The sequence below is a fragment of the Salipiger bermudensis HTCC2601 genome (assembly GCF_000153725.1).
Taxonomy (GTDB): domain Bacteria; phylum Pseudomonadota; class Alphaproteobacteria; order Rhodobacterales; family Rhodobacteraceae; genus Salipiger; species Salipiger bermudensis.
Window position 1 is genome coordinate 2,696,556 of record NZ_DS022276.1, and the last position, 18,197, is coordinate 2,714,752.

The 18,197-nt window shown below is 64.1% G+C and carries 12 protein-coding genes and 1 pseudogene; 8 read left to right on the plus strand and 5 right to left on the minus strand.

What is annotated here, in order from left to right; all coding sequences use genetic code 11:
- The first annotated feature begins 153 nt into the window (after positions 1 to 153).
- A protein-coding gene (locus R2601_RS25915) for an IS5 family transposase (RefSeq protein WP_086003295.1) occupies positions 154 to 911 on the plus strand; the annotation gives its coding sequence in 2 pieces (ribosomal slippage) (positions 154 to 478 and positions 478 to 911; 759 coding nt in all).
- A gap of 9 nt (positions 912 to 920) precedes the next feature.
- On the opposite strand, the gene R2601_RS12740 is transcribed toward R2601_RS25915, so the two are convergent.
- Complete coding sequence (locus R2601_RS12740; protein WP_007799004.1) at positions 921 to 2,516, minus strand: hypothetical protein; 1,596 nt, start codon at positions 2,514 to 2,516, stop codon at positions 921 to 923.
- 104 nt (positions 2,517 to 2,620) lie between these two features.
- On the opposite strand from R2601_RS12740, the gene R2601_RS12745 reads away from it, so the two are divergent.
- The 6 genes from R2601_RS12745 to R2601_RS25920 all read left to right on the plus strand — a co-directional run bounded on the left by R2601_RS12745 (position 2,621) and on the right by R2601_RS25920 (position 9,437).
- Positions 2,621 to 3,733, plus strand: a complete 1,113-nt coding sequence (locus R2601_RS12745; protein WP_050768414.1) for a phosphatase PAP2 family protein — start codon at positions 2,621 to 2,623, stop codon at positions 3,731 to 3,733.
- A complete protein-coding gene (locus tag R2601_RS12750) occupies positions 3,712 to 5,583 on the plus strand; it encodes a S8/S53 family peptidase (protein ID WP_007799008.1) in 1,872 nt (623 codons plus the stop codon). Before R2601_RS12745 ends, R2601_RS12750 begins: the two co-directional genes overlap by 22 nt.
- A 68-nt stretch (positions 5,584 to 5,651) precedes the next feature.
- Positions 5,652 to 6,089 carry a DUF7383 domain-containing protein gene (locus tag R2601_RS12755; protein ID WP_007799010.1) on the plus strand — a complete coding sequence of 146 codons (438 nt, stop codon included), beginning with the start codon at positions 5,652 to 5,654 and terminating at the stop codon, positions 6,087 to 6,089.
- A gap of 98 nt (positions 6,090 to 6,187) precedes the next feature.
- Positions 6,188 to 7,336, plus strand: a complete 1,149-nt coding sequence (locus R2601_RS12760) for a hypothetical protein (RefSeq protein WP_007799012.1) — start codon at positions 6,188 to 6,190, stop codon at positions 7,334 to 7,336.
- A 24-nt stretch (positions 7,337 to 7,360) separates the two neighbouring features.
- Entirely contained in the window at positions 7,361 to 9,139 is a 1,779-nt protein-coding gene (locus R2601_RS12765; RefSeq protein WP_083793925.1) for a S8 family peptidase, read from the plus strand.
- A 91-nt stretch (positions 9,140 to 9,230) separates the two neighbouring features.
- Complete coding sequence (locus R2601_RS25920; protein WP_083793926.1) at positions 9,231 to 9,437, plus strand: TRAP transporter large permease subunit; 207 nt, start codon at positions 9,231 to 9,233, stop codon at positions 9,435 to 9,437.
- Positions 9,438 to 9,648: 211 nt separating this feature from the next.
- On the opposite strand, the gene R2601_RS12770 is transcribed toward R2601_RS25920, so the two are convergent.
- A complete protein-coding gene (locus tag R2601_RS12770) occupies positions 9,649 to 12,708 on the minus strand; it encodes a DUF4214 domain-containing protein (protein ID WP_007799019.1) in 3,060 nt (1,019 codons plus the stop codon).
- A 674-nt stretch (positions 12,709 to 13,382) separates the two neighbouring features.
- On the opposite strand from R2601_RS12770, the gene R2601_RS27555 reads away from it, so the two are divergent.
- On the plus strand, positions 13,383 to 15,743 hold the full coding sequence (locus R2601_RS27555) for a DUF4214 domain-containing protein (RefSeq protein WP_007799022.1): 2,361 nt from the start codon (positions 13,383 to 13,385) through the stop codon (positions 15,741 to 15,743).
- A 340-nt stretch (positions 15,744 to 16,083) separates the two neighbouring features.
- Here the strand turns inward: R2601_RS27555 and R2601_RS27710 are convergent, their stop codons facing one another.
- From R2601_RS27710 to R2601_RS25930, 3 genes and pseudogenes are all read right to left on the minus strand, one after another.
- Entirely contained in the window at positions 16,084 to 16,383 is a 300-nt protein-coding gene (locus tag R2601_RS27710) for a transposase (protein WP_375360179.1), read from the minus strand.
- Positions 16,384 to 16,524: 141 nt separating this feature from the next.
- Positions 16,525 to 17,547 carry an IS110 family RNA-guided transposase gene (locus R2601_RS12780; protein ID WP_007799032.1) on the minus strand — a complete coding sequence of 341 codons (1,023 nt, stop codon included), beginning with the start codon at positions 17,545 to 17,547 and terminating at the stop codon, positions 16,525 to 16,527.
- Positions 17,526 to 18,197, minus strand: a pseudogene (locus R2601_RS25930) (IS5 family transposase); the annotation flags it as partial. The gene R2601_RS12780 and the pseudogene R2601_RS25930, both read right to left, overlap by 22 nt.

Consider the following 18,197-nt stretch of genomic DNA (forward strand, 5'->3'; position numbering starts at 1 on the left):
GCTCAGCGTTCAACGCCGCCAGAGTTCCTGCCGATCTGGGAAGTGGTGCCCGGGGGCGGGCTGCACAAATCTCTACAAATCAGACACTTAGGCTCAGGCCCCATTGATTTTCCCTGAGCAGCGTGATTCAGCGTTCGGAAAACGAGCGGTGACATGTCTGATCTCTTCTGGCTGAACGACGCGCAGATGGCGCGTCTTGAACCCTATTTCCCGAAGTCCCACGGCAAGCCTCGCGTCGATGATAGACGTGTGCTGAGCGGGATTATCTTCATAAACCGTAATGGCTTACGCTGGCGGGATGCGCCGAAAGAGTATGGCCCTCATAAGACGCTCTACAATCGTTGGAAGCGATGGAGCGACAAAGGCATCTTTGCTCACATGATGGCCGGGTTGGCTGCCGAGCACGGCGAGAAGAAAACGGTGATGATTGATGCGACATACCTGAAGGCACATCGCACCGCGTCCAGCCTGGGCGCGAAAAAGGGGGGCGTGGCCGCCTGATCGGTCGCACCAAGGGCGGCATGAACACCAAGCTGCATGCCATCTGCGACAGCAACGGCCGCCCGATCAGTTTCTTCGTCTCCGCTGGCCAAGTCAGTGATTACATCGGGGCCCGAGCGTTGCTCAGCAGCCTGCCCGATGTCGACTGGCTGCTCGGGGATCGCGGCTACGACGCCGATTGGTTCCGAGAAGCGTTGCAAGACAAAGGGATACGCGCCTGCATCCCGGGTCGGAAACAACGCAAGACAACCGTGAAATACGACAAACGCCGCTACAAACGCCGGAACCGTATCGAGATCATGTTCGGCAGGCTCAAGGACTGGCGCCGTGTCGCGACCAGATATGACAGATGCCCAAAGGCCTTCTTCTCCGCCATCGCTCTCGCCGCAACTGTCATCTATTGGCTATGAGTCCTGAGCCTAGACAAGCTTCGCCTGTCGCAGGTCTCGCAGCACGCCCGGCGCGACTGAGCGCACCGGGTAGTCCGGGTCCGTGAAGTGCTCCGGGGTGAAGCCGTGCTCCAACTCCGAAAGGGTCAGCAGGACGCCACGGCATCCGTCGAGATCGTCCTTCATGAAGCGCAAGGCGGCCAGGAACCGCAGGGGTGGCAGGAAACCCGGCGCAAGGTCGCAGGCGGTTTCCGCGTGGCGCAGGGCCAGCTCCGCGTCGCCCCGCTGCAGGGCGGTCGTGCAGCAGAGGCTTGCCCACCAGGCCGGATTGGAAAAGCCCAGTGCGAGCTGCTGGGCGTAGAGCGCCCGCTTGTAGGCGGCCTCCGCATTGCCCACGCGGGCCTCGGCCTTGGCAAGTGCCGCGACAGCGATCGGATCGAAAGGATCGAGCTGCACGGCGTGGCGAGCGAGGTCGTATGCAAGCTCGGGGTTGCGGTCGAAATCCGCCAGTTCCGCTCGGATCGCGAAAGCCTCCGAGAGCGTGGGGTCGAGCTCGATCGCGCGGCGGCTAAGGCTGCGCGCCGTCTCAAGCGCCGTTTGCGGGCAGTCCACGCGGCGTTCGATCACCATCCAACCAAGGTAAAGCGCCCGGCGGGCGGCGGAGAGGGCGGCCGCCTCTTCGAGCTCCACGGTGCCGAGTGTCTCGACGGCCTGCTGCAATTCGCTGCCCCGAAAGCTGCGGGGCATCAGAAGCGCCCGGGAATAGGCCGACGCCGCCCATTCATCCTCCGTCGCATCCGGGCCGGCACTGGCCAGCTCGTGAGCGATCCGTTCTGCCATGAGATTGGCGAATGGATTCAGCGGATCCTGCGCCGAGAGCGCTTTCGGCAGGTCGCGGTCATTGGTCCAGGCAAGCATTCCGCTGCGCAGATTGGTGAGCGAGACCTGCGCGAGGATGCGCCCGCGCAGCCGCGACAGCCTGAGATTGCAGCGCAGCCCTATGCCGCTCTCCGTCTCGCGGCGGATGTCGTTCCCGTCGATCCGGACGATTGCGCCCGCCGAGCGCTTGAGACGTGCCGCGATCTTCACCGCGAGCGAATGGGCGAGACCTTGGAGTGCGTCGTCGTCGCCCCCGTCCGGACACAGCCACACCATGCTGCGCAGGTCGCGACGCGCGCCCTCGCCACGGCTTGGCGGCGCCTCCAAGCGAGCGGCGCCCATCGCGCGCTGATCGCGCAGCCATGCCTCGAATTCGGGGTCATCCACATCGAGGCCCTCGGCAAAGGCCCGCCCGCAGGCGCCGCCGCTCGTCTGGCAACGCACCTCGAAGGTCGCGCGGTCGAGGGCGATGTTGCCATTGCGCGATGCAATGCCGCTGCGATGCTTTCCCAAAGCCTTGCGAATGTCCCAGAGCACATAGCGCAAAGCCGCGGCAGCCTCGGGCCCGGGCTTGTCACTCCAGAGCTTGTCCTGGATCCAGGTCCGGCTGCGCACATGACCTTCACTGGCGCCAAGCAGAGCCAGCACGGCCCGCGAGCGTGTCAGCTTCGGCGTGAGATCTTCCCCTTTGGAGGACTGCAGCCTGACCGGGCCAGCGAGATCGAGGATGAGGGGCGGGGCAGTCATGGTCGGGACGTCCTTGGAAAGAAGACAGGGTCGACGGCTGCTTTTGTGCCAATATGGCACATAGATTGATTCTATTTCGATTAAATCCATCAGGAGGCGATCAAATGCCGATCTCGAGCATGTCCGGCCAAATGGGTCAGATGGGCCAAATGGGCCAAATGGGGCAGATGGGAAGCGGCCGGGGCGGCGCCCGGTCAGGGCTTCTGGCATCTGCGCTAAATATCTGCCGGGACGGGATTATCGGCACCGAGGCATTGCCTGAGCCTCTGGCGGTAACCGTGCCGCGGGATGCGGATGCCGACGCGCCTGCGCGGCTCGACCTCCTAGACGCTGAATGGCGCGGGGCCGCCATTCTCTCGGGCCTGCTCGACGGTCTCGTGGTCCGCGGGACCTCGCGGGACGAGCGCTCCGCGGCGGAGATTCACCAGATTGCGGGCGATGACGTCTCGGATGGCGGCACGTTCATGCGAAGATACGCGCCAATCGCGGAGATCATTCGTCCAAGCAATTCCGATTTCTCTACGATGCTCGATTTCCTTGCGGGCTATGCCGAGTTGCGGGCAGAGAGAACGCCGGAAATCCTCGTGCAGATCACCGATCTTGTGTCGTTTTTTGCTGCAATTGACGATCTGCGGCCGAGCCGATCGCGCTGGATCTTCGACCTCATGGATCTCGGGCTGCGGCTCACCCATGTGGTCGAGGCCCGGGTGAAGCACGTTCTGGGCTGTCCGCGCCCCTCGACCTTCTCGCCGCTGGTGCAGCCGATGATCGACACGCCGCCCCATGGCACTCTGCCGAGCGGCCACGCCACCGAGGCCTTTATGTTGGCGTCACTGCTCAGCCACGTCGCGGGGGAGGACCCCATGACGGCTCTCGCCGATCACGCCCCACGCTTCCGCCTGGCGGCGCGGATCGCGATCAACCGGACGGTCGCGGGGGTGCATTTCCCGGTCGACAGCGCGGCAGGCGCGGTGCTCGGGCTCGCGCTGGCCGATCATCTTGCGGCGCGCGCCGGGCTCGACGTGCCGGTCACCCCGCTGCTCTTCGATGCCGGCGGATGGGCCGACCGCGACTTCCATCTCGGCGAGATGGCGCGCGCATTGGGCGCAGATGGGCTTGTTGCCTCAACTGGGGACCCTCTCGTGCCGCCCGCAGAGCCCGGCCTCGCCTGGCTCATGGCCAAGGCGCAGGCGGATTGGAGCGCCAGATGGGACTGAGCTGGAGCGCGCCGCTACGGATCGGGGGCGATGAGCCATTCTACCCCTATTCGCATTGGTGGCGCCACAAAGAGCAGCGGGACCGGCGCGGCGTTGATGCAAGCCTGCAGGCCGGCGTCTTCGACAGTTTTTCGCGGATGGAGAAATTCAGGACCGATCCGGCGCAGAGCACCACCGATATCGTCGCGACCTTTCCGTTCAACACGGCAGTGCCGGCGCTGCTGGACAGGGGGGCGCTGAATCGAACGCTCGACCCCGATGCGGAAGCGCCCACGCCCAAACCGCTCCAGATCCGGCTCGACCCTGGCGATGCCATCATGGCGGTGATCGATGACGGCGCATTCTTTGCGCATGAGCGGTTTCGGATAGAAGGCGGGCGGACGCGGCTGGGCTGGGTCTGGATGATGGGCGCGCCGGTTGCGGGCGAGAGCGAACTGGTCTGCGGGCGGGAATTGCAGGCCAGCGAGATCGTCGCGTTGATCGACGCGCACCGAACCGGGTCCGGCGCCATCGACGAGGACAGTCTCTACCGCGCGGTCGGGTTGATCGACATGGCCGCCGACGAGCCCCAGAGCGCGGCGCAGCGGATGAGCCACGGCATGGCGGTCGCCGATCTGCTGGCCGGACCGCGCGGACCCGATCCGGCGGCGCCCGGGCGCACGCATCTGCTCTGGGTCAGCCTGCCGCCGCGGGTCACGCATGACACCTCCGGCACCTTCATCCCGATGTTCGCACTGCTGGCGTTTCACGCCCTGTTCAAGCGGATCAAGGCGCTGCTCGCCAAGCATCCAAGGCTCGATGTGCCGGTGATCTTCAACATGAGCTATGGGCTGACCGCGGGCCCGAAGGACGGCACCGGGCTGCTTGGCCGCTACATCGAGGCGAAGCTCGGCGAACTCACCGAGGGGCGCCGGCCGGCTCAGCTCTTCGTTCCCGCAGGCAACACCCGGCTCAGCCAGTCACGCGCCCGGATAGTGGCCAACTCCGCCGAGGCGCTCTACTGGCACCTGCCGCCCGACGATCCGACCCCGAGCTTTCTCGAGATCTGGGGTCCGGTGATGCAGGAGCCGCCCGAGCGACCGGGCCTTGGTGTCGCGGTGACGCCGCCGGGCTCCACCGAGGCCCTCGCGGCCCCGGCGCCGGAGGATTTTGACAGCTTTGCCGATTTCCTGGAGCCCCACGGGGGTGGCACGGGCGATGCGGTGATGCGCTGCTACTGGCGCTGGGTGCCCGGGCCCGAAGCGCCGCGCGACGGCCCTACCGACGGAATGCAACCGGACCCGAACCCAAGGGGCCCCGGCCGCGAATGCCTCGTGCTCGCCGCCGAGCGCACGCGGCCTGATGGGCCAGGCAGAGGCTTTGTGCGGCCAGGACGGTGGCGGATCGTGCCGCAGGCGAGGACGGACGACCCGCTCGACATCTACGTCCAGCGCGACGATTCCCTGCCGGGCTACCCGCGGCGCGGACGGCAATCCTGGCTCGAGGATCATCACTATCGCCGGCGCGATCCTTCGGGTCGCATCGTCCTTGACGACCCGGACCGGCCCGGACCGGTCCTGCGTGAGGGCAGTTTCAACGCTATTGCCGCAGGTGAGAGCGTCAGCATGGTCGCCGGGTTGCGGGCCGCTGCCGACGGTGCGCGGCTGCCTGCGGCATTCTCGGCGCCGGGACGGGAGGATGCCGTCGCTCTGGCAGAAGGCACACCGGCCTGGCCCTGGCTCACCGTGGCGGGCGCGCGCAGCGGCTCGCGGGTGCAGGTGCGCGGCACGAGCTTCGCGGCCCCGCAGGCGGCGCGCGCGGCGCGGCGCGACGCGGCGGAACCGAGCCCCGACACTGCGTCCAACGTTTAGCAAACGCCCCGCGTGGCACCCTCCTTCCTGCCCGGCAATTCCGCCGGAAACAGCAAGGAGAGAGACATATGGCACGTTCCGATTTCGCATGGCTCAATTTCGATACCGAGTTTACCCAGCCGAACCAGGAGGCGACCCGGACCTTCGTCATCGATGATGACCCGGTCGACGCGAGCCGCTCCGGCCAGTCGGTGAGCGCCGAGGGTTACATCATGATCCAGGCGCAGGACGTTGGGGTCGGCAGCACCGAAGAGGGCGACGCGATCACCCATCGCATCCTTATCAACGGCCGCCATCTGCCGAGCTTCGACATGGTCGACCAGCAAGGCTGGAACCTCTGGATGGACCGGATCCCTTCGGGCTTCCTGAAGAAAGGGGAAAACCGCCTGACGGTGCGGCGCCGGGCCGTCGATCGCTTTCGCGTGGCCAACATCATGGTCCAGTGGCGCGAGAAGAACGCCGCCGGGGGCATCACCGGCCCCGACCGTATTACCGCCGAGGCCTGAGACAGGTGCGGACCGGGGTCACCCGGTCCGCACACTGCCTGTTTACCCCTCGCCGCACTCCCCGCGTGCGGCCAACCGAGTTTGGAAGGAGACCGCAGATGACCCCCCGTCTTCCCGGCAGTGCCCTCGCCATCAGCCTTGCTTTCGCCGCTCCGGTGGCGGGCCATGCACAGGCGCTGCAGCTTTGCGTGCAGGAGGGCGGCGGCTTCGTCGTCGCTCTGCAGCAGGACCAGACCTGTGATCAGCTTCCCGGCATTTGGGTCGCCCTTGACATCGGTGACCACGACTGGACCGGCGAGGGCACCGGCGCGATGCGCACGGCCAGCCCGAACGACCGGGTGGCGGTGGGCGACACAGAGCCCGGCGCCCGGCTGCACGTGGCCTATACTGGCGACGAAGGCGCAGCGATGCTCGTCGAAGACCCTGACAGTGCGACCGAGGCTATGCGTGTCACCCCGGACGGGCGCACCATCCTTGGCGGCATCAGCGGCGACAGCGCGCGGCTCACCGTGAACGCGCCGGCCGGCGACGAGGCGATCCGCGCACGCGCAGGCGGCGTGACCTCATTCGTGGTGGCCGCTGACGGACAGGTCGGCGTCGGCACCTCCGTGCCCGCAGCGGCCCTCGCCGTCGCTGCGCAAGGCGATGAAGACCCGTTGCACGTGACCCCGCCTGGCGCCTCCCGTCCGGCGCTGGTGCTGGACGCCGAAGGAGAGCTCGGCATCGGTGTCGAAACGCCCGAAGACAAGCTCGCGGTCTTGAACGAGGGGCCCGGGCGTGCCGGGTTCTTCCGGACAGAGAATGCCGGCAATATCGCGGCTGCGCTCTCGGCCACGACCACTGGGCGTGGGAATGCGGTCTTTGCCAACGTCCTCAGCCGGGAAAGCACCTCTGCGGCGCTGCGCGCTGTGCATAGTGGCGGCGGGCGGGCCGGACAGTTCGATGGTAGCGTCTCGGTCTCGGGCAACCTGGGGATCAACACGCTCAATCCTACGGCGAAGCTGGTGATCGAGGGCGATGACGATGGTGCTGACGTGGTGGTGCGGGACGAGCGCTTCGCCCGGATGCGGATGGTCGCGGAAGCGCCGACGGACGACGTCACGCTTTCGGTCCAGGCGCGCGGCTCCTCCAATGCCGAACGGGCCGAGATCGGCACGGTCTCGAACCACGGCATGGTGCTCTTCACCAACGGAGAAACCCGCATACGCCTCCAACGCAATGGCGCCGTCTGCATCGGCAATTGCTGAGCCGCCTAGAGCAGGAGAACGACCATGAGAACATCAAGCCTCATCACCGCCGCGGCGCTCCTTGCGGCACATGTCGCGAGCGCTCAACCCATCGGGGACCTGCGTTCAGTGCCTCCGTCCGATGCCTACATCCTAGCCGACGACGCGCCCGTGGACGCGATCATCCTCAAGTTTCGCGAAGGGAGCGCTATAAGGCTGGAAGGGGCGCGATTTGCACTCGGAGAGCGCAGCACGCGCGACGAGCAAGCCATGCGCAGGATCGGGCTCACAGCCGGTGACATGGAGGCCGCGCTCCGGGATCTCGACCGGCTTGTCGGCGGAGCCCAAAACGTGACCCTGGAGGATGCGAGCCCGGTCTTCTCGAACACGCCGGACGACTTGCAGCGTCTCCGCGAGACCGGGGAGCGCCGCAGCGGCAAGGCGCTTGCCGACCTGACGCTCTATCACAGCTTCGCCTTGCCCGGCGGCACGGTCTACGCAGAGGTCGCGGAGCTGGTGGCGGCGCTGAACGCATTGCCAATCGTTGAAATCAGCTATGCGGTTCCGCCCGGCACTGATCCGCAGGCGGATGCTCCTCCCGCGACGCCGGACTTCGAGTTTCAGCAAGGCTACCTCGATTCCGCCCCGGGTGGTATCGATGCACGCTACGGCTGGACGGTCCCGGGCGGCACAGGCGCCGGCGTGAGGATTATCGATGTCGAGCAGGGCATCACGCCCGACCACGAAGACCTCCCGCCTCTCGTGGCCGAGACCGGTCCGCTGAACCCGCAATCGAGCAATCATGGCAGCGCGGTCATGGGCGTGCTCGTCGGGGCTGAGAACGGCTATGGCGTCACGGGCATCGCTCATGGCGCCGAGGCGGGGTTCGTCAGCCATTTCGGCCCGGCAACCATGGCCCAGGCTGTGCTTGTCGCAACGCTGCTGGTCGAGGATGGCGACATCATCGTCATCGAGATCCAGAGGCGCGGACCCGTCAATGGGCAGCCCTGCCTGCCAGGGTGCAACGTGTGCACCGGAACCGCCACCACTCCTGCGCAGGATGACTCGATCCCGATCGAATTCTGGCAGGCCAATTTCGACGCCATCCAGACCGCGACCGCGAATGGCGTCATCGTGGTCGCGGCGGCGGGCAACGGCGGCAGTGACCTGGATGATCCGGTCTATAACGGCCAGTTCGATCGAACGGTCCGCGACTCCGGTGCCATCATCGTGGGCGCGGGCGATCCGGTCACCCATGCGCCGAGCTGCTTCACCAATTACGGCGACCGCATCGACCTACAGGGTTGGGGGCGTGGGGTGACGACACTCGGTTATGGCGGATTGTTCGATGGGCTCGGCCCACCAAGCGGTCCCGGTCTGCTGCAACAGTCCTACACGGCAAACTTCAGCGGCACATCCTCCGCCACGCCGATCGTCGCCGGGGCGGCTGCGGCAGTGCAGGGAGCGGTGCTTGCGGCCGGTGGTGATCCGCTGACCTCGATCGAGATGCGCGAGGTGCTACGAGCGGGGGCCACGCCACAGGCAGCGGATGCGCGCGACATCGGGCCTCTGCCGAACCTGCGCGGAGCCATCGATCGCGCGTTGCATCCCGAATGTGGCCCACCGGCCTTTGGCGATTGGATCGTGAGCGACACTTGCGTCGTCAGCCGCAACCTGGCCGTGCCAGCCAATGTCGACGTGGAGGATGGTGCCAGCCTGATCGTTCTGCCGCGGGTCACGCTCGACATCGTGCTCCGACAGCACTCGCTGGAGGTCCGTCCGGAGGGGCAGGTCTTCGTGCATCCCTCCGGCCGCATCCGGTGATGAAACTGCGCGCGACGGCTGTCGTCGGTGCGCTTTCACAGGTGGGAATGGCACGCTGATCGTTATCCTTCTAACCTATATCGTTCTAGGCATGTTCAGGGCTGGCTTGTCGATGCTGGTCATCACACTCCCGATTGTCTTCCCGATGCTCACCGGCTTGAGGATCGATCCCACGAGGTTCGGGCCCGTAGCGATGATTGTGATCGAGCTGGGCATGATCACGCCGCCGGTGGGAATGGACGTCTTTGTCATGCGCGATGTCAGACCATCTTCTCGACGTTGCCATCCCAGACGTTGAGCAAGAGCCCAAACATGTCGCCGTAGTTGCGGCGCTTGGTCTGGCAGACAGCTTTGAAGCGCTCAACAGCCGTGACGGGCGCGCGGATATTCAGTTGGACCTCCGGCGTCGAGTGCGCCGCCGGCGTCGCCCAAGTCTCCTACATCGCGACGTGTCTGAGTGCGTCTATGTCACGCTAAAGTTCTGCACACGCAAACTTTTCCTGATGCGCTCACGTCCAGATCATCTCTGCCGTGATGTCGGAGAGTTGGGCGTCGAGAAACCTCACCGCGGTTCCCTGATCCGCAAACACGACATCGGCGCCGTCCTGTGTCATGTGGGCGGTCGCGTCGCTCCAGTCGCCGTAGCCGAAATTGTCGAAGTGGATGTAGTCGAAGGGCTCGAGATCAAGCACTACATGGCTGCCGTCGTCCTCCTGATTGAAACTGAACCCGTCCGAGAACAGCCCGCCCGCCATGATGTTGAAGCCGCTCCCACCGACGATCCAGTCATGCTCCGCCCAGCCGGTGCCGTGGTCGATGCCGCGGTTCCAGTCCGCGAAAGGAGACGCTGTCTTCTCGACGAACTCGGTGCTCTGGGAGAATCCGCGCACCACTTCGGCGCGGGTCCACCCCTCCTCGAGACGGGTCACCCAAGTGTCGAGCCCGTTGGCATCCGGGTCGCGGTCGAGAACGTTGTTGTAGAGAAGGGTGACGAAGGCGCTGTTGTCGAGGTCGCCGTAGGTGGCCTGAAACTCGGGGCTGCGGACATAGCCATCGATGACGCTGGTCAGTTCTGCCCCGGCTGCCAATTGTCCGGTCCAGTTGGTGTAACCGGTGACGTCCGGTTCGCGGTCGAGCGTGGTGACGTAGAGACGGTAGACGTCATCGCCCCAGGCGGCCTGTGAATGGCTCGTCTCGAAGGCGTTTGCTGCACTGCTGGTTTCGGCGATGAACTCGGAACTCTGCGAGAACCCGAGAACGACCTGCGCGCGCGACATGCCCGCGTCGAGCTTCGTGACCCAGTTATCAAGGCCCTGCGCGTCCGGATCCCTGTCGAGCACGTTGTTGTAGAGCAATGTGACGAAGGCCGGGTTGTCGAGGGCGCCGTAGGTGGCCTGAAACTCTGCGGAGGCCACAAACCCGTTGGCGACCTCCAGCAGCGTCCGGCTTTCCATCGCCAGAGCCTCGGTCCAGTTGTTGTAGCCCGTGGCGTCGGCTTCGCGCGCGAGCGTCGCGAGATAGAGGCGATAGACGGCACCTGCTTCCTCGGGGGCGTAGCTTGCCTCGAACCCGTCGCCCAGCAGGATGTCGTCGTCGTTCTCCCCGCGCAGTACATCGTTGTGGGCGCTACCTGCGAGCCAGTCGTTGCCGTCGTCGCCGCGGAATTGAATGCGTTGCCCGGCGCCCTCGGCCGACATCACGTCGTCGAAGATCGAACCGCGGATCCGCTCGATGCCGGTGAACCGGTCGGTAAAGTCGAAGCCGTCGATGACGGTTCCGGCGGCGACGTCCGCCACGATGCCATGCACCGCCCCGTCCCAATGCTCTCCATCATAGATGACCTGGTCGTAGCCGCCGTTGCCGTGGAAGACGTCAGCGCCGCGCCGGCCCTGAAAGCCCTCATCCAAGTGGGAGCCGTTGAACACGTCTGCGTCCTGTGAGCCGGTGAACCAGCGAATATAGGTGAAGCTGTCATTGACCAGACCCGAGGTGCCGCTGACGACGGTGCCGGAGCCGTTGGCGCCAATGTTGAAGGTCAGACCACCGACGCCGGAAACGTCCCAATACGCGAGATCTGCCGACTCATCAGTCGCGAACAAACCCGCGTGCCCGATCACGGTGTCGGAGCCGAGGCCCGGAACAAATTCATCGCCATATCCTTGGGTCTCGGCACTGCCCCCCGAGCCGTCGAGCCGGTCATTGCCGTCGCCGCCTCTGAGACGATCGCGCCCATCGCCGCCGATGAGCGTGTCGTTTCCATCATACCCGCGCAGTTCGTCATCGCCGCTGCGACCGTCCAGAAGGTCGTTGCCGTTATTGCCTTCGAAGTATTCGTTTGCCGCCGATCCGCGGATCGTGTCATCTCCGTTGTCGGAGCCGCGCACTTCCTCAATACCGCTGATCGTGTGGTTGAAGTTCATTCCGTCCCAGACACCGGTTGCGGTGCCAGCCAAGAGATCGACAACCACGCCGCCTTCCACCCGCGAGCGGTCAAAACGCAAGGTGTCCCACCCGTCTGCCGCGTTCAGGACGTCGTTGCCCGCGCCAAGGATAAAGCGCTCATCAGCACTCGAACCAACGATGTTGTCAGAGAGATTGGACGCTCGTATTTCGAGGCGGCCACCGTCGAGGGTCAGGTTGAGCTGGTCCTGATTGCCGAAGCCGTCATTGGAGACGACCCCGCTTGCAAGGTTAGCGACGATGCCCGAGATCGGCTCATACCACATGTAGTCGAGGCGCAGGGTGCCGTCTTGCAGAGTTGCATTGATCGTGTCGTTGCCATCGAGCGGTGAGATTGCGAGGAAGCCGGCGGCCGGGGATGTGGTGATGTTGAAGGTGTCGGCGTTGCGGGTGGCGCTGATGTTGAGGCCATCGGCCAGCATGATACCGCGTGGGTTCAGGATCGTGTCGGTGCCGTTCGGCCCCTTGTTGACCGTGGCGGTATTGGCAGTCTCATTCAGGTTCAGCGTGATCCCGCTGCCGAGCCGAGAATAGGAGAGATCGACCCAGGTGCTGGCCGGAATATTGGTGAAGTCGTAGACGTCGTTTCCGGGCGAGCCGCGAAGCTGTTCGCCGTCGTCGGATTGGCCGGGGGTGAAGTGGTCATCGCCGGACCCGCCGCCAAAGCGGTCCTCCAGCGGGCTGCCAATGAAGGTAATGTTAGAACTGACATCCGGAAGGTCGAAATTGGCGCCGAAGATCGAGTGGCCTGCGTCAATCGTCAGGGGGCTCTGGCTGAGCAGCGCACCGAGCGGGGCTGCGTTGCCGTCGAAATAGTCGTCGACGGCATCCGAAAAGGTCTGCAGACCCCATGAAATGCCAGTGAGGTTCGCGACAAGCCGCTGGCCGCTGTCACGGACCTCGATGCTGGTGATAGTCCCGCTGGCAGGTGTAGTTGAAAGGTCGAAGCCGGTCCCGTTCGCGGTGGACTGATACCCCGTGCTCGGGTTGGAAATGACGATACGGTTTGACTGGCTGCTGAGAATGGTCGGGCTGAAATCTCCGGTGTTCGAATTGAGGAAGGCGAGTTCGAAGAAATCCCCGTCTGATCCAAAAAACTCAAGGTTCATGTTACTCTCCCTGACTTGTAAAATTTACGGACACGCAGGAGGTGCCAAAGGCCGGACGGGCCGGAATGGTAATCGAGTGAGCGCCTCTTTCTCGGGTCGCCAATCGACGCGAGAGACCCGGCTTTGCGGTGATCGAGAGGGGCGAAATAAACTTCGATCAGCCTTTGGCTTTGCCCCGGTCACAGCGGCGAAATGTCTCGGCGTGCAGACTTGACGTGAAAAAATTTGATCGTGTGGTGACCCTATCTGATCAGCCGATTCGATGATAGCACCTGATCGCTCCAGAGATCGACACGGTATCACGTGCGTTCGTCTCACACGTTAGATCTGCGATCTCACCGTAGCATACCGATACCGTCTGGTTCGGTTACACGGTGATCGCCTGCGGGGCTTACAGAACGTGCCGCGTGCTGCCACGCTCCATTCTCTCGATGTCAGACCATCTTCTCGCCGTCGCCATCCCAGTGCTGAAGGTCGTCATCGGCGGGGCCGGGGGGCCACATCTTACCATGACACGATCCGACCAGGAATTTTGAGAAAGCGCAGTCACGTGCTATCCTCTATCAAGGGCGGCAAATGACACCAGCAGTTCCCTTCTTCGTTTCCAACAACGCCGCCGATCTCCGCCTGAGATCATCCCTGCCGGAGATGTCTGGTCGTCAAGGAGGTCTGCCATGCCTACCTCATCCACACCGGTCGGCACGCCGATCCTGGTGAATACCCTCACCATCGGAGCCCAACAGGAACCGCAGGCGGTAGCCCTTGCCGGAGGCGGCTATGCCGTCATGTGGCATTCGGGCGATTCCACTATCCCGGTGACGCTGCGCGGGGCATTCTTCGACAGCCGCGATCAACTCCAGGGCGCCGAATTCGAGGTCATGGACGATCTTCAATCGGCGCAGACACCGTTCTCTCTGCTTGTCACCGGAGGCAGCTTGACCGCAGTGGAAGGAACCCGCAGCAGCTCTCCGTTTGGTCTGTTCATCGAAGCACAGAGCGTTACCGGAACCGGCATGCCGTCAGGAGAGGGAGAGATACTCAGCACCCTGACCAGCCTGCACCGGAACCCGGACTCCGCAGCGCTCGGCGACGGTGGCATGGTCGCGGTCTGGGAAAGCTTGGCGATAGAGGGCAATTTTGCCTCGACGGGCATCGCGGCGCGGATCGTCGGCGGCCCCGGAGCCGAAGAGACGGAGTTCCTCGTCAACACCACGACGGACGGTGCGCAGGACCATCCTCAGGTCGCCGCGCTGGCTGGCGGCGGGTTCGTGGTTGCCTGGAACGGGCCGGCCGGGATCTACGCGCAGCGCTTTGCCGAAGGCGGGGCGATGCTCGGCAGTGAGCTCCGCATCGACACCGCCACAGACCGTGCAGCTCCGGGGCAGGTTCAGGTGGCGGGCCTTGCTGGCGGCGGCTTCATCGCCGTCTGGACACAGGCTGTCGGTGGCGATGGACGGATCTTCGGTCAAGCCTATGACGCCACAGGCGCGCGGGTCGGCGGCGAGATCGCGGTCAGCACCACCACCGTGCACGAAACCTACACGCCACAGATCACGGCCTTGCAGGATGGCGGCGCGCTGATCGGGTGGTCCTCACACGGCTTCGTCGATGGTATACACCCGCCAGGGTTCTACCTCCAGCGACTCAACGCTGACGGAAGTCTGCAGGGCGGTGAGACGTTGCTCTTCGACAGCGGGGGCATCTCGTCGTCCGACTTGTCCCTGACCACGCTGCCCGGAAACGAGGTGCTCGCCACCTGGACCGCACAACTGCCCAGCGGAGACGGTCTCGACATTTACGCGCAGCATGTCGTCTCGGCGGATAACCTCGTCGGAACAGAGCTCGGGGAACTGCTGCAGGGCGACGTTGGCCGCAACCTGATCGTTGGTGAGGGCGGCAATGACACGCTGATCGGCCTGGCGGGGCCCGACACGTTGGAAGGGGGCGCAGGCAGCGATTATCTCTACGGTGATACTTTCTGGCCCGGGCTATTCCCCGACGAGGCGGCATCCGTCTACAGGCTCTACCAGGCGACGCTCGACCGCGCGCCCGACCTCAGGGGCCTGACCAACTGGAGCGAGCGGCTGTTCACCGGCGAGAGCGGCTTGCAGCAAGTCGCCACCGGCTTCGTCAACAGCGCCGAGTTCCAGGCGACCTACGGCGCTCTCGATGACGAAGGCTTCGTCGAGCTGCTTTATCAGAACGTGCTGGGGCGCGCCGCCGATGCCGGCGGTCTCGCCAACTGGACCGGCCAACTTGCCGACGGCACGAGCCGGGCCGAAGTGGTGCTGGGCTTCTCTCAGAGCGCCGAGTTCACCGACTCCACCGCCGCCGAGGCCCGCGCCTTCGCCAATGCCAGCTCGCAGGCGGGCTGGGGCGACGATGTCTACCGGGTCTACCAGGCCACGCTCGACCGCGCACCCGACATCACCGGGTTCAGCAACTGGAGCGGCCAGCTTGCCGGTGGCCGCGCGCTCGATGCGGTGATCAATGGCTTCGTGGACAGCACCGAGTTCCAGGCCACCTACGGGGCGCTCGATGACGAAGGCTTCGTCGAGCTGCTCTACCAGAACGTTCTGGACCGCGAGGCCGATGCCGGCGGGCTCAGAGTCTGGACACAGCAGCTTGCGGCCGGCACCAGCCGGGCCGAAGTGGTGCGCGGGTTCTCACAGAGCGCCGAGTTTGTCGCCGCCACCGCCGAGGACTTCAAGGACTGGATGCGCGGCCTCGAGCACGACGCCGGCGATCCCTACCACGACTGGCTGAGCGGCGAGACCGGCGACAACGCGCTGGCCGGCGGGCTGTTTGCCGATGTGTTCGACTTCGAGCAGGAGGACGGCGGCAGCCATCTGGTGCTGGATCTCGAGGCTTGGGACTACATCGCCCTCGACGGGTTCGGCTACGGCTCGGCCAGCGCCGCGCTCGATCACATGAGCCAGTCGGGCAGCGACGTGCTGTTCTCCGATCAGGGCGTCGAGATCACCTTCCAGAGCACCCGTCTGGCCGAGATCACCGACGACATGATCATGGTCTGATCGCCGAAGGATGCAGGAGGGATTTCTGGAGCGCGGTCAGACACGGCCGCGCTCATGTCTTTCGGGCGACCGGAAACGCGGCAAGAGCAGGTTACTTGGCGCGGTCTTCAAACTGGCCGCTGAAGTCGGCCTGGGCCGGAGAATGCCTCGTGTAACTCCTGGCACAAGGTGCCCATGAGGTGGCGAATTTGAGGGCTGTCAGAGCATTCTGAGTGCCGTAGAGCGCCAGCACGGAGCCGGCGCGCACCATTCTCTCGTTGTCAGACCATCTTCTCGACGTCGGCATCCCAGTCGTCGAGCAAGAGCCAGAGCACCCAAGTTCAAAAGCTAGGCTCAGGACTCATAGCCAATAGATGACAGTTGCGGCGAGAGCGATGGCTGAGAAGAAGGCCTTTGGGCATCTGTCATATCTGGTCGCGACACGGCGCCAGTCCTTGAGCCTGCCGAACATGATCTCGATACGGTTCCGGCGTTTGTAGCGGCGTTTGTCCCTTGCCCGGCAGGGCATTGCGCAACAATGTCCCGTGTATGGACGCCCCCGGGGCTGCAAGCGATTTTTTGACTTTGGCAACAGCATTGCGGTCGAGTTCCTTCGTGTATCCGGCCTCTGGTTGCGACCTTCAATGCCGCGGGCCCTCATGGTGAGTTCGAGGAACAGGTCCAAAACGAGAGGCCGTAGTACAAGCTACTCGGGACATTACTGGTTTTCCCATTCCTGATCTCGTCGACGCTTTGCCATGACCTCCATTCAGAACCACCGCACCCCAGCCTGCCTTCGCGCTCAGCGTTGGCAGGGTCTCGTAGACGCGCCATGAGCCATGATCGCCCAGGCCATCCGCGCCATCTTGTTTGCCAGCGCAACTGCAACCAGCATTTTAGGTTTGCGAGCCAACATACGGGCCAGCCACGACCCATCTGGCGCGCCGCCGCGTTTTTGCGCGGCTTGGATCGCGGACATTGCACCGATGATCAGCAAACGCCGCAGGTCGCGCTGACCCATTTTTGATATCTTGCCCAGCCTTGTTTTACCGCCCGTAGAATGCTGGCGTGGTGCCAGCCCGATCCAGGCTGCGAAGTCGCGCCCCTTGCTGAACATCTCTGGCGGTGCCGCCAGCACGGCAATCGATACCGCCGTCACCGGGCCGATCCCCGGCATGGTCATCAACCTGCGCGCCACATCGTCCTGTCGGGCAATCTGTCGAAGTTGCCGGGTCAGCGCGTCAATGCGCGCGCTTAGCCCGGCGATGAGATCGAAGAATATTTGGCAAAGGCCGGTGACTTCGGGCGGCAATCGTTCTCCATTCTCAGCCACAGCCTTTTCCAACCGAGGCAGATGCTGAGGGCCTTTCGGCGCGACAATCCCATGTTCAGCCAGATGCCCTCGCAATGCGTTGATCGCCTGGGTACGTTGCCCTGTCAAAAGATCGCGGGTCTTGAGTACCATCGACTGACCTTGTTGCTCGGTTGTCTTGGTCGTCACAAAGCGCATGGTCGGTCGGGACGCTGCTTCAGCGATGGCTTCGGCATCATTCGCATCGTTCTTTTGCCGCTTCACATAGGGTTTGACGTATTGCGGGGCGATGAGCCTGACATCGTGGCCAAGTCTGGAAAGCTCCCGGCTCCAGTGATGCGCACCCGCGCAAGCCTCCAAAGCGATGGTGCAAGGCTCAATCTGACCGAAAAACTCTAGCACCCGCCCTCGCGGCAACGCCTTGCTAAAGACCTTAGATCCATTTGCCGCCGCGCCATGCGCGTGAAACGAACTCTTGGCAATATCCAGCCCTACAATGCTAACCTTCTCCATGGACGCTTCCTCCTCGTAGCGAATTTCGACACCGCTACCTTGGCACAGCGATGCCGTGAGGGGGCGTCCACACCATCAAGAGGGTATTTCACGGTTGTTTTGCGTTGTTTCCGACCCGGGATGCAGGCGCGTATCCCTTTGTCTTGCAACGCTTCTCGGAACCAATCGGCGTCGTAGCCGCGATCCCCGAGCAGCCAGTCGACATCGGGCAGGCTGCTGAGCAACGCTCGCGCCCCGATGTAATCACTGACTTGGCCAGCGGAGACGAAGAAACTGATCGGGCGGCCGTTGCTGTCGCAGATGGCATGCAGCTTGGTGTTCATGCCGCCCTTGGTGCGACCGATCAGGCGGCCACGCCCCCCTTTTTCGCGCCCAGGCTGGACGCGGTGCGATGTGCCTTCAGGTACGTCGCATCAATCATCACCGTTTTCTTCTCGCCGTGCTCGGCAGCCAACCCGGCCATCATGTGAGCAAAGATGCCTTTGTCGCTCCATCGCTTCCAACGATTGTAGAGCGTCTTATGAGGGCCATACTCTTTCGGCGCATCCCGCCAGCGTAAGCCATTACGGTTTATGAAGATAATCCCGCTCAGCACACGTCTATCATCGACGCGAGGCTTGCCGTGGGACTTCGGGAAATAGGGTTCAAGA

What these genes read in the sequence shown, in the direction of transcription:
- R2601_RS12740 (WP_007799004.1), bottom strand. Translation starts at nt 2,516, where the DNA reads ATGACTGCCCCGCCCCTCATCCTCGATCTCGCTGGCCCGGTCAGGCTG.
- R2601_RS12745 (WP_050768414.1), top strand. Translation starts at nt 2,621, where the DNA reads ATGCCGATCTCGAGCATGTCCGGCCAAATGGGTCAGATGGGCCAAATG.
- R2601_RS12755 (WP_007799010.1), top strand. Translation starts at nt 5,652, where the DNA reads ATGGCACGTTCCGATTTCGCATGGCTCAATTTCGATACCGAGTTTACC.
- R2601_RS12760 (WP_007799012.1), top strand. Translation starts at nt 6,188, where the DNA reads ATGACCCCCCGTCTTCCCGGCAGTGCCCTCGCCATCAGCCTTGCTTTC.
- R2601_RS12765 (WP_083793925.1), top strand. Translation starts at nt 7,361, where the DNA reads ATGAGAACATCAAGCCTCATCACCGCCGCGGCGCTCCTTGCGGCACAT.
- R2601_RS25920 (WP_083793926.1), top strand. Translation starts at nt 9,231, where the DNA reads ATGTTCAGGGCTGGCTTGTCGATGCTGGTCATCACACTCCCGATTGTC.
- R2601_RS12770 (WP_007799019.1), bottom strand. Translation starts at nt 12,708, where the DNA reads ATGAACCTTGAGTTTTTTGGATCAGACGGGGATTTCTTCGAACTCGCC.
- R2601_RS27555 (WP_007799022.1), top strand. Translation starts at nt 13,383, where the DNA reads ATGCCTACCTCATCCACACCGGTCGGCACGCCGATCCTGGTGAATACC.
- R2601_RS27710 (WP_375360179.1), bottom strand. Translation starts at nt 16,383, where the DNA reads ATGAGGGCCCGCGGCATTGAAGGTCGCAACCAGAGGCCGGATACACGA.
- R2601_RS12780 (WP_007799032.1), bottom strand. Translation starts at nt 17,547, where the DNA reads ATGGAGAAGGTTAGCATTGTAGGGCTGGATATTGCCAAGAGTTCGTTT.